Raw genomic sequence first — 11,517 nt, 5'->3', positions numbered from 1 at the left:
GGCGTTACTCGGCCGCCTCGGCCAGGCCGTCCTCGCCTTCCTCGATGCTCTTGAGCTCGACGTTGAGCCCGAGCGAGCGCATTTCCTTGACGAGCACGTTGAAGCTCTCCGGGATGCCCGCCTCGAACGTGTCGTCGCCCTTGACGATCGCCTCGTAGACCTTGGTGCGCCCGACGACGTCGTCCGACTTCACCGTCAGCATTTCCTGGAGCGTGTACGCCGCACCGTACGCCTGCAGCGCCCACACCTCCATCTCGCCGAAGCGCTGGCCACCGAACTGCGCCTTACCGCCCAGCGGCTGCTGGGTGACGAGGCTGTACGGCCCGATCGAACGCGCGTGGATCTTGTCGTCCACGAGATGGTGCAGCTTGAGCATGTAGATGATGCCCACCGTCACCTTGCGGTCGAACTGATCGCCGGTGCGCCCGTCGAACAGGTCCGACTGGCCCGACGAGTCGAGCCCGGCGAGCGCGAGCATGTCGGCGACGTCCTGCTCCACCGCGCCGTCGAACACCGGGGTGCCCATCGGAATGCCGGGCTTCAGGTTGTTCGCCAGTTCGATGATGCCCGCCGCGTCGCGCGCCTCGATCTCGTCGGCGTAATGCTCACCGTAGATCGTCTTGAGGCGATCCTTGACCGCTTCGGGCATCGCGCCCGCCGCAGCGTCAGGGTTCGCTTCGCGCCAATCCTCGAGCTGCTGTGCGACCTGCTGGCCGAGACCGCGCGCGGCCCAGCCGAGGTGCGTCTCGAAGATCTGCCCGACGTTCATGCGCGACGGCACGCCCAGCGGGTTGAGCACGAGATCGACCGGCGTCCCGTCGGCGAGGAACGGCATGTCCTCGACTGGCAGGATGCGGCTGATGACGCCCTTGTTGCCGTGACGGCCGGCCATCTTGTCGCCCGGCTGCAGCTTGCGCTTCACCGCGACGAAGACCTTGACCATCTTGAGCACGCCCGGCGGCAGCTCGTCGCCACGCTCGAGCTTCTCGCGGCGATCCTCGAACTTCTCGCGGATCAGCTTGGCGGCATCGTCATACTGGACCTTGACCGCTTCCAGATCGCTCTGCGTCTTGTCGTCGGCGACGGCGAACTTCCACCATTCGTGACGGTCGACGCTGTCCAGCATGTCCTGATCGATCACGGCGCCCTTCTTGGGGCCACCCTTCGGCACCGCCGTGGCGGTCTGGCCGATCAGCATCTCGCGCAGCCGCGACCAGGTGGCGCGGTTGAGGATCGTGCGCTCGTCGTCCGAGTCCTTCTTCAGGCGCTCGATCTCCTCGCGCTCGATCGCCATCGCGCGCTCGTCCTTGTCGATGCCGTGACGATTGAAGACGCGCACGTCGACGATCGTACCGGCAACGCCCGGCGGCAGGCGCAGCGAGGTGTCGCGCACGTCCGACGCCTTCTCGCCGAAGATCGCGCGGAGCAGCTTCTCCTCCGGCGTCATCGGGCTCTCGCCCTTCGGCGTGATCTTGCCGACCAGGATATCGCCCGGCTCGACCTCGGCACCGACGTACACGATGCCCGCCTCGTCGAGGTTGCGTAGCGCTTCCTCGCCGACGTTGGGGATATCGCGCGTGATGTCCTCCGGCCCGAGCTTCGTGTCGCGCGCCATGACTTCGAATTCCTCGATGTGGATCGAGGTGAAGACGTCGTCCTTGACGATACGCTCGCTGATGAGGATCGAATCCTCATAATTGTAGCCGTTCCACGGCATGAACGCGACGAGCGCGTTGCGGCCGAGCGCGAGCTCACCGAACTCGGTCGACGGACCGTCGGCGATGATGTCACCCGCGCGCACGACGTCGCCCACCTTCACCAGCGGACGCTGGTTGATGCAGGTCGACTGGTTCGAGCGCTGGAACTTCATCAGCGTGTAGATGTCGACGCCCGACTTGCCGGCGTCGATCTCACCCGTCGCGCGGATCACGATGCGGCTGGCGTCGACCTGGTCGATGATACCCGCCCGCTTGGCCGAGATCGCCGCGCCCGAATCGCGCGCCACCGTCTCTTCCATGCCGGTGCCGACGAACGGCGCCTCGGCCTTGACCAGCGGCACCGCCTGGCGCTGCATGTTCGAGCCCATCAGCGCGCGGTTCGCGTCGTCGTTCTCGAGGAACGGGATCAGCGAGGCGGCAACCGAGACGAGCTGCTTCGGGCTGACGTCCATCAGCGTGATCGTCTCGGGGAGAGCCATGAGGAACTCGCCCGCCTGACGCGCCGAGATCAGCTCCTCGGTGAGGCGGCCGTCGGCGTCGACTTCGGCGTTGGCCTGCGCGACGGTGTGCTTCTGCTCCTCCATCGCGGAGAGGTACACGACCTCGCCCGTCACCTTGCCGTCGACGACGCGGCGGTACGGCGTCTCGATGAACCCGTACTTGTTGACGCGCGCGAAGGTCGACAGCGAGTTGATCAGGCCGATGTTCGGGCCTTCCGGCGTCTCGATCGGGCAGATGCGGCCGTAGTGCGTCGGGTGAACGTCGCGGACTTCGAAGCCCGCGCGCTCCCGCGTCAGACCGCCCGGCCCGAGCGCCGAGACGCGGCGCTTGTGCGTCACTTCGGACAGCGGGTTGGTCTGGTCCATGAACTGCGACAGCTGCGACGAGCCGAAGAACTCGCGCACCGCGGCGACCGCCGGCTTCGCGTTGATCAGATCGTTCGGCATGACGGTCGACACGTCAACCGAGCTCATGCGCTCCTTCACCGCGCGCTCCATGCGCAGCAGGCCGACGCGATACTGGTTCTCAAGCAACTCGCCGACCGACCGAACGCGGCGGTTGCCGAGGTTGTCGATGTCGTCGATCTCGCCCTTGCCGTCCTTGAGGTCGACAAGTGTCTTCACGACCGCAAGGATGTCCTCGGTGCGCAGCGTCGTCACCGTGTCCTCGGCGTCGAGGTCGAGGCGCATGTTGAGCTTGACGCGGCCGACCGCCGACAGGTCATAGCGATCGGGATCGAAGAACAGGCCGGCGAACAGCGATTCCGCCGTCTCAAGCGTCGGCGGCTCGCCGGGGCGCATCACGCGGTAGATGTCGGACAGCGCCTGCTCGCGCTCCTCGGCCTTGTCAGCCTTGAGCGTGTTGCGGATCCACGGACCAGTCGTCACGTGATCGATGTCGAGCAGCTCGATCCGGTCGATGCCGGCCTTATCGAGCTTCTCGAGATTGTCGGGGCCGATCTCGTCGCCGGCCTCGACGTAGATCTCGCCGGTTTGCTCGTTGATGAGATCATAGGCCGAGTAGCGGCCGTAGATTTCCTCGGTCGGGATGAGGAGGTCGGTGAGGCCGTCCTTCGCCGCCTTGTTGGCGGCACGCGGGGTGACCTTGGTACCGGTCGGGAAGACGACCTCGCCCGAGTTCGCGTCGACGAGATCGAACGTCGGCTTGACGCCGCGCCAATTCTCCGCCGCGAACGGAATGCGCCAGCCGCCGGTGCCGCGCACATAGGTGACGCGGTTGTAGAACTGGTTGAGAATTTCCTCGCTGGTGAGGCCGAGCGCGTAGAGCAGCGCCGTGACCGGCAGCTTGCGCTTGCGGTCGATACGGACGTTGACGATGTCCTTGGCGTCGAACTCGAAATCCAGCCACGAGCCGCGATACGGGATCACGCGCGCAGCGAACAGATACTTCCCCGACGCATGCGTCTTGCCGCGATCGTGATCGAACAGCACGCCCGGCGAGCGGTGCATCTGGCTGACGATCACGCGCTCGGTGCCGTTGATGAAGAACGTGCCGTTCCCCGTCATCAGCGGCATGTCGCCCATGTAGACGTCCTGCTCCTTGATATCGAGCACCGAGCGGGTCTCCGTCTCCGGGTCCACCTCGAACACGATCAGGCGCAGCGTGACGCGCATCGGCGCGGCGTAGGTGATGCCGCGCTGGCGGCATTCCTCGACGTCGAACTTCGGCGGCTCGAGCTCGTAGTTGACGAAATCGAGCTCCGCCGTGCCTGCGAAATCACGGATCGGGAACACGCTGCGCAGCGTCTTCTCGAGCCCCGAGACATAGCCGATCGAAGGATCGGACCGCAGGAACTGTTCGTAGCTTTCGCGCTGCACCTCGATGAGGTTCGGCATCTGCACCACTTCGTGGATGTTGCCGAACACCTTGCGGATGCGGCGCTTCGCGGTGCCGTATTCGATCGCCTTGGTCGCCATGTAGCTATACTGCCTTGGTCAAATTCGTCCGGGCGCAGGACAAGACGCGAAAAGGCCGCACGTCACGATCCTCAGCGGAACGACGGCAGCCTTGAAGCGTCTATGAAACCGGCAGCTCCTATCCGTTCGACACGGTGCGCGACGCCATGCCATTTCCCGAAGCTGTGGTAAGGATCGCGATATAGGCGCGCGGCCGGCTGGCGTCAACCGGCGGGCAGGCGGTACAGCGCGGAGTTGGCGTCACGGAATACCGGCGTGTGCCCCGGCCACGCATCGACGTTGCGGGTGGCGAGCACCCACAGGAAGTCCCATTCGCCCGTGCGGAGCTGCGCCAGCCGCGCGGCCAGCGGCTGGGGGATCGGGCCAGCGCAGTCGAACCCGTCGACCATCTGCGAGGGGTCGTGGCCGAGTTCGGGATCGCCGGTGGTACGCACGGTGAGCAGCGCGGCGCCGGGTAGCAGCCACTGGCTGTTGACCAGCGCGCCGCGCCGGCCGATCGCGAGGCTCGCGAAGTGCGTGTAGGCGGTCGATTGCCACGCGGTATGGCAGCGGTCCTGCAAGACGACGGCGTGGATGCGCGCGCTATGGGGCACGCGATCGAGTGCGCGCAGGTGCGACGCATAGGCCTGGTCGAGCCGGTGCCAGTCGCGGGCGATCATCGTGGTGCGCAGCGCGAAGAGCGTGGCGGCGAGCGCGATGATGGCGAGCGCACCGCGTCGGCTGCCACGCCAGCGCAGCGACAATAGCGCGGCGGTCACCGCGGCGGGGGCAAGCCGCTCGTCGGCGCCCCAGCTGCCGAACAGCGTGGTGGGCATCGCGAAACACGCGAGCGCGGATAGCAGCGCGCCGATGCCCAATCGCCAGTCGATCGCATGGCGCCGCCATGCGACGAGCATGGCGAGCGCGAGCAGGGCGGGGGTTGCGAGGTCGATCCACTTCGCCTCGCCGCGTAGCACGACGATCCAGTTCATCGCCTTGCGCACGAGGAGATCGTCGCCCCACGCGAAAAGCGCGCCGCCGTCGCCGCGCCACGCGAGCGTCAGGGCGATCGGCGGAACGAGGGCGAGAGCGCGCACTACGGCATCGACGAGCGCGGCGCGGGTCCGCCGGCGCGCGAGGCGCTCCAGCTCGAACCCGCCGACGAGCAGCGCGAGCACACCCCAGCCCATCGCATGCGCGAGCCACGTTCCCGTCGCCGCGAGCGTAAGCGGCGCGAGCGCGGTCGTCGCGCGCCGGTCGCGCAGCCTTATCCACAGCGCGAACGACCACCAGGCGAGCGCCAGCGACAGGCAGTAGTTGACGAAGCCGAACATCAGCGGGTTCGCCATCGCGAAGCACGCGGCCGCGACCGCGCCGGGCTGTACGCGGCCGTGAAGCGCGCGGCTGACGGCGGCGATGCCGCCGATCGTCAGCGGCGCGATCACTGCGCTGACGAGCCAGGCGGCGCGCTCCGCACCCAGCCAGCCGAACAAGAGCACGCCGAGATCGGCGCCGAGATTGCCGACGAGCCGCCAGTGGAAATCGTAATATGTCTCAAGCGACGGCGTCGCCCCGCGATCGAGCATCACCGCGTAGCGCCCGATATGGCCGGGCAGATCGGTCATTGACGGCAGGCGCGCGGCGAGGAACGGCAGCAGCGCGAGCAATGCCATCGCCGCGAGCAACCGTTCGAGCCGTAGCGGCCTCAGTTGGCGGACAAGGTCGGGGGCGGGGCGCATCGCTTGACGATCGCACACCACCAATCAAGGAAACGTGAAACAGTTGATCGTGGCGGGGCAGGGCGACTATCGCCCGGTGCCTGCGCATCACCCGGCATGGCGGGTACGCTGCGCCGCCTGGGAGATGGATACGTGAAGAAATTGCTGCTGCTCGCCGGCGCCGCGCTGGCCGTCACCCCGCTCGCCGCGCAGCAGACCCCGCCGCCCGCCGGCGATGTGCCGTCGGGCTTCGCCTATCCGATCGCCGCGCGCGATTACGTCAAGCGTGAGGTGATGATCCCGATGCGCGACGGCGTGAAGCTGCACACCGTTATCGTCATCCCCAAGGGCGCGGCGAACGCGCCGATCCTGCTGACGCGCACGCCGTACAACGCCAGCGGCCGCGTCAACCGCGTCGCAGACAGCCCAAACATGGCGTCGATCCTGCCGCAGGGCGACGAGCCGTTCGTCCGCGCCGGCTATATCCGCGTGTTTCAGGACATTCGCGGCAAGTACGGATCGGAGGGCGACTATGTCGTGACGCGCCCCGTCGTCGGCCCGCTCAACCCGACCAAGGTCGATCATACCACCGATGCGTACGACACGATCGAGTGGCTGGTGAACAAGGCCAATCTGCCCGAGACGAACGGGCGCGTCGGCATGCTCGGCTCGTCGTACGAAGGGCTGACGGTAGCGATGGCGCTGCTCGCGCCGCACCCCGCGCTCAAGGTGACGGCGCCCGAGAGCCCGATGATCGACGGGTGGATGGGCGACGACTGGTTCCACTACGGCGCCTTCCGCCTCGCCAACATCGGCTGGCTCGGCAGCCAGACGGGGTTCAAGGGCGCGGGCAAGGATCCGCCGTCGGGCATCTACGACGATTACGAGCAGTTCCGCCGCATCGGATCGGCCGGGGCGTGGGCGGAGAAGTCGGGCTATGCCGGGCTGCCGTACTGGCAGCGGATGGTGGCGCACCCGGCCTATGACACCTTCTGGCAGGGGCAGGCATTGGATAAGCTGCTCGCCGCCAACCCGTCGAACGTGCCGACGATGTGGGAACAGGGATTGTTCGACCAGGAGGACATGTACGGCGCGATCACCGCTTGGGAGGCGCTGAAGGCGAAGGGCAAAGCCGGAAACAACTTCCTCGTCATGGGGCCGTGGCGGCACAGCCAGGCGAATTACGACGGCTCGTCGCTGGGTGACTTCAAATGGAACGGTGACACCGCGACGCAGTGGCGCGAGGAATATCTGTTCCCCTTCTTCGACCAATATCTGCGCGACGGGCGGCCGGCGTTCACGCCGCCGCAGGCACTGATCTACAACACCGGCGCGAACCGCTGGGACAAGCTGGCGCAATGGCCGCTGGCGTGCGAGGCGGGGTGCGCCGCGCCGATGAAGCCGATCTACCTCGCCGCGGACGGCGCGCTCGGTTTCGACAAGGGCACGGCGGGCGGCGACAGCTACGTCGCCGATCCCGCGAAGCCGGTGCCGCACCTGCCGCGCCCGGTGAACTTCGACGACGGGCGTTGGGGCGCGTGGCTGGTATCGGACCAGCGATCGGTCGACGGACGGACCGACGTGATGACGTATCAGACCACGCCGCTGACGCAGCCGATGCGCGTATCGGGGGCACCGATCGCCGACCTCTTCGCCAAGACGAGCGGCACCGACGGCGACTTCGTCGTCAAGGTGATCGACGTCTATCCCGACGAATATCCCAACGATCCCAAGAAGGGCGGCTATCAGCTGGCGATCAGCCAGGACATTTTCCGTGGACGCTATCGCGACAGCTTCGAGAAGCCCTCGGCGATCCCGGCGAACAAGGTGCAGCGCTATCGCTTCCGCCTGCCGACGGTGAACCATGTGTTCCAGCCGGGCCACCGGATGATGGTGCAGGTGCAATCGTCGCAATTCCCGCTCTACGACCGCAACCCGCAGACCTATGTGCCCAACATCTTCCTCGCCAAGCCGGCGGACTATCAGAAGGCGACGGTGACGCTGGTGCGCGGCGGCGCGCAGGCGAGCGCGGTGTGGCTGCCGGTGGTGGCGATCGATCAGCCGCAGGCGCGGCCGTGAGCGGTTGTCGGCGGTTCATCTTGAGCGGACTAGCGGTTTGACGATGCAGAAGGGTGGGCGAAGTGGGGCGACGATGCGGCGATGGCTGACGGGGGCGGCGGTGTCGCTCGCGCTCGACGCGGCGGGGGGCGCGGCAGCGCAGGAGGCGGGGCAGGCCATCCCCGACCTCGGCAACTTCAGCCTGACACCGCAGCCGACGCCGACCCCGGCGCCAAACGCGACGCCAACGGTCGTCGGACCGCCCGCGGCAGAACCGACACCCGCGCCCGTGGCGAGCCCGACGCCGCGCGCCACGTCGACGCCGGGTGCGACACCAACCGCACGCCCAACGCCGGATGGGCCGGCCCGCGCTGCGCCGCGCGCAGCCCCGACGCCGCAGGCGACGCCTTCGCCGGTGCCTCAGCCGACCGCTTCGGCCGGTGCGGCAAGCGCGCCCGCCGCGGGCGACGCCGTGACGCCGCCGATCGTCGCCCCCAGCCCGACGCCCGTCGTAACGTCGACGCCGGCGGTACTGCCACCGGCGGAAGAGCCTGCGCGGCCGACGTGGCTGCTGCCCGTGCTTATCGTCGCGCTGCTTGGCGGCGGTGCCGCGCTGCTGCTGCGCCGGCGTCGCGCGGCCGCTCTCGAAGGGGAAGCCCCGGAGCAGGCGATCGCCGCCGAACCGCTGCCGGATCCTGTTCCCCCGTCTGGTACGCCCGACGAGACCTTTGTCGGCGCAGCCGCGGCGGCGGCGCCTCTTCGCTCGGCCGTTCCACCAACGCCTGCGGCGGGTGCGCCGGCACCGCGCTTCCTTGAGCCCGCACAGGCGTCGGCATGGCTCGAGATCGAACCGCCGGTCGTCAGCCGCGCCGGGCTCAACCTCATCACCGCAACCGCCGATGCGACGATCACGGTGCGCAACATATCGGATGTCGCGGCGACCGGGATCGCGCTCGAGGTGCGGCTGCTCAGCGCGCAGCCGGGGCAGGACGCCGTGCTCGCCGCGCTGTTCGCCGGCGGCGTCGATCGCCCCGCCACCCCGCTGTTCGATCTCGCGCCGGGGGAGGCCAAGCGCGTTCGGACGCTGGCAACGATGCCGCGCGATGCGATCACCGTGCTGACCGCAGGCGACCGGCCGATGTTCGTGCCCGTGCTGGCGATCCGCGTGGTGCACGCGGGCGGGCAGACGACGTCGGTCCACGCGCTCGGCGTCGAGCGGGCGGGGCAGGCGAAGCTCGGACCGTTCTGGCTCGACCAGCCGTCACGTATGTTCGAGACGATCGGCGTTCGGCCGCATAGCGGGCGGTAGGTTGGGAGTATCGCCGCAGCGCGCGCTTTTGAGCGCGCGTTAACCGGCGGCGAACCATGATGTCGCTACGCTGCGGCGATGGAATGGATCAGCGAACTGCCGGGCCAGCTGTGGGCCAGCCTCGTCCTGTTCGCCTTCGCGATTTCGACGATGACGGCGATCGAGCTCATCACCGGACGCGAGCGGCACAGCCTGCGCAGCCGCATCCCCGGCCTCGTTTTCTGGCTGCTGTGGTCGGTCGTGGCGGCGCTCGCCTACGGCGGCTTCCACGCGCTGTGGCGGCATGTCGGCGTCGAGCCGCTGATCGTCCTGCCGCTGAGTTTCACCTGGGCGGGCGCGGCAGCAGTCGTCGCCGCGCCGCTGGCGAGCGCGTTCGTCGCCGACTTCTTCTTCTACTGGTGTCACCGCGCGCAGCATCGCTGGCTGTGGCGCTTTCACGCGGTGCACCACTCGGTGCGCGAGCTCAACAGCACCAATTCGTTCCACCACGTGACCGAGCCGTTCGTTCAGGCGGTGCTGATCACGCTGCCGTCGAGCCTGATCGTTTCAGATACCGGGGCAATAGTGCCGGTGATCGCGCTGCTGCTGCACATGCAATCGTCGTACATTCACTCGTCGAGCCGATGGCATTTCGGCCCGCTGCGATGCGTGTTCGTCGACAATCGTTTCCACCGCATCCACCATTCGACCGAGCAGCGGCACTTCGACCGCAATTTCGGCGCGGTGACCCCGCTGTGGGATCGGCTGTTCGGCACTGCCTATTTTCCCGCAGCCGACGAATGGCCGACGACGGGGATCGCGGAGGCCGATCAGCCGCGGACGCTGCGCGAATGGGTGAGTTTGCCGTGGCGGCTGGCACCGGCAGTCGAGGTGGAGGCGCGCGTGGGCGGCGGGGAGGCTAGGGCAGTGCCGACGGGGTGAGTCGCGCCCGGAACTAATAAAGAAAAAGGCGGCCTTCTTGCGGGGGCCGCCTTTCTCTTGTGGCTTGCCGTCACGGGAGCAAGTCCCGTGACGTCGGACGTGGGCCTTTGCCCCACGCCGGCCGGCCTTGCGGGGATGCGGGTCAGCATGACCCGTCTTCCCCGCAGCGGCTCACTTGACCTCGACGGTCGCGCCAGCTTCCTCGAGCTGCTTCTTGACCTTCTCGGCCTCGTCCTTCGAGACGCCTTCCTTGATCGCCTTCGGAGCCGACTCAACGAGCGTCTTCGCTTCGGTCAGGCCGAGGCCCGTGATCGCGCGGACTTCCTTGATGACGTTGATCTTCTTGCCACCGTCGCCGGTGAGGATCACGTCGAACTCGGTCTTCTCTTCAGCGGCCGGAGCGGCAGCGCCGCCGCCAGCTGCCGGAGCCGCTGCAACCGCTGCTGCGGCCGAGACGCCCCACTTCTCTTCGAGGAGCTTCGAGAGCTCGGCCGCCTCGAGGACGGTCAGTTCGGACAGCTGGTCAACCAGCGCGTTCAGGTCTGCCATGATATATTTCCTTTGAAACGTTCAGATGAAACGATGCTGCCTGAAGGATCAGGCGGCTTCCTTTTCCGAGTAAGCTGCAAGCACGCGCGCGATCTGCGCGGCGGGCGCCTGGGTGATGGTCGCCAGCTTCGTGGCAGGCGCCACGATGAGACCGACGATCTTCGCCCGGAGCTCGTCGAGCGACGGCATCGTGGCGAGCGCCTTCACGCCCTCCACGTCGAGCTTGGTCGCGCCCATTCCGCCGCCGACGATCTCGAACTTGTCGGTCGTCTTGGCGAAATCCACGGCCACCTTGGCAGCCGCGACGGGATCGACCGAGGTCGCGAGACCGACCGGACCGGTGAGATATTCACCCAGGCCGTCATAGTCGGTGCCGTCGAGCGCGATCTTGGCAAGCTTGTTCTTCGAGACCTTGTAGACGGCACCGGCCTCGCGCATCTTCGTCCTCAGCTGCGTCGATTGCGCGACGGTGAGGCCGAGGTTGCGGGTGACGACCACCACGCCGACCTCGGAGAAGGTCTGCTTGAGTTCGGCGACGGCTGCGGCCTTTTCAGCACGATCCATGCCATTCTCCACACTTTGGCCGCATCCCGAAGGCTGCGGCCGGTTACGATCCGCACACGGAAAATACCGCATGCGGTTGTCCAGCGATGGGGAATGGGAAGCGTCGCAGGCTTGCGTGAAGCATGCGGCAGACCGGAACGCTAGGGCGTTCGCGGCATAAATCCTGTCCCCGTCTCGGCGGGGCATTAAGGGCGCGAACACCCACCCGCTGTCTCGGACGGCGCCGTCCCCGAAGGCACGGCAAGCGCGGCCACATAGCGGAA

Annotated in this window: 7 protein-coding genes; 3 read left to right on the top strand and 4 right to left on the bottom strand. The window is 67.5% G+C overall.

The window, feature by feature from the left end:
* Positions 1-4: 4 nt before the first annotated feature.
* Both rpoB and F1C10_RS08030 read right to left on the bottom strand, forming a co-directional pair.
* The gene (gene rpoB / locus F1C10_RS08035; protein WP_185209960.1) at positions 5-4,156 is read right to left on the bottom strand and encodes a DNA-directed RNA polymerase subunit beta; all 4,152 of its coding nucleotides are present in this window, start codon (positions 4,154-4,156) and stop codon (positions 5-7) included.
* Positions 4,157-4,359: 203 nt separating this feature from the next.
* Positions 4,360-5,808 (bottom strand): hypothetical protein, encoded by a 1,449-nt coding sequence (locus F1C10_RS08030; protein ID WP_185209959.1) that lies wholly within the window; start codon positions 5,806-5,808, stop codon positions 4,360-4,362.
* Positions 5,809-6,015: 207 nt separating this feature from the next.
* Here F1C10_RS08030 and F1C10_RS08025 point away from each other — a divergent pair, with 207 nt between their 5' ends.
* The 3 genes from F1C10_RS08025 (at position 6,016) to F1C10_RS08015 (ending at position 10,141) form a co-directional block, all read left to right on the top strand.
* The gene (locus tag F1C10_RS08025; RefSeq protein ID WP_374939379.1) at positions 6,016-7,932 is read left to right on the top strand and encodes a CocE/NonD family hydrolase; all 1,917 of its coding nucleotides are present in this window, start codon (positions 6,016-6,018) and stop codon (positions 7,930-7,932) included.
* Positions 7,933-8,005: 73 nt separating this feature from the next.
* Positions 8,006-9,220 carry a hypothetical protein gene (locus tag F1C10_RS08020; RefSeq protein ID WP_185209957.1) on the top strand — a complete coding sequence of 405 codons (1,215 nt, stop codon included), beginning with the start codon at positions 8,006-8,008 and terminating at the stop codon, positions 9,218-9,220.
* A gap of 78 nt (positions 9,221-9,298) precedes the next feature.
* On the top strand, positions 9,299-10,141 hold the full coding sequence (locus tag F1C10_RS08015) for a sterol desaturase family protein (protein ID WP_185209956.1): 843 nt from the start codon (positions 9,299-9,301) through the stop codon (positions 10,139-10,141).
* Positions 10,142-10,312: 171 nt separating this feature from the next.
* Here F1C10_RS08015 and rplL read toward each other — a convergent pair whose 3' ends face one another.
* Positions 10,313-10,690 (bottom strand): 50S ribosomal protein L7/L12, encoded by a 378-nt coding sequence (rplL, locus tag F1C10_RS08010; RefSeq protein ID WP_076743888.1) that lies wholly within the window; start codon positions 10,688-10,690, stop codon positions 10,313-10,315.
* A 48-nt stretch (positions 10,691-10,738) separates the two neighbouring features.
* Complete coding sequence (rplJ, locus tag F1C10_RS08005) at positions 10,739-11,254, bottom strand: 50S ribosomal protein L10 (protein ID WP_085808587.1); 516 nt, start codon at positions 11,252-11,254, stop codon at positions 10,739-10,741.
* Positions 11,255-11,517: the final 263 nt, after the last annotated feature.

It is taken from the genome of Sphingomonas sp. NBWT7 (genome assembly GCF_014217605.1).
Lineage (GTDB): Bacteria > Pseudomonadota > Alphaproteobacteria > Sphingomonadales > Sphingomonadaceae > Sphingomonas.
This window is presented reverse-complemented; position numbering and strand designations above follow the sequence as displayed.

What these genes read in the sequence shown, in the direction of transcription:
- rpoB (WP_185209960.1), bottom strand. Translation starts at nt 4,156, where the DNA reads ATGGCGACCAAGGCGATCGAATACGGCACCGCGAAGCGCCGCATCCGC.
- F1C10_RS08030 (WP_185209959.1), bottom strand. Translation starts at nt 5,808, where the DNA reads ATGGCATTGCTCGCGCTGCTGCCGTTCCTCGCCGCGCGCCTGCCGTCA.
- F1C10_RS08020 (WP_185209957.1), top strand. Translation starts at nt 8,006, where the DNA reads ATGCGGCGATGGCTGACGGGGGCGGCGGTGTCGCTCGCGCTCGACGCG.
- F1C10_RS08015 (WP_185209956.1), top strand. Translation starts at nt 9,299, where the DNA reads ATGGAATGGATCAGCGAACTGCCGGGCCAGCTGTGGGCCAGCCTCGTC.
- rplL (WP_076743888.1), bottom strand. Translation starts at nt 10,690, where the DNA reads ATGGCAGACCTGAACGCGCTGGTTGACCAGCTGTCCGAACTGACCGTC.
- rplJ (WP_085808587.1), bottom strand. Translation starts at nt 11,254, where the DNA reads ATGGATCGTGCTGAAAAGGCCGCAGCCGTCGCCGAACTCAAGCAGACC.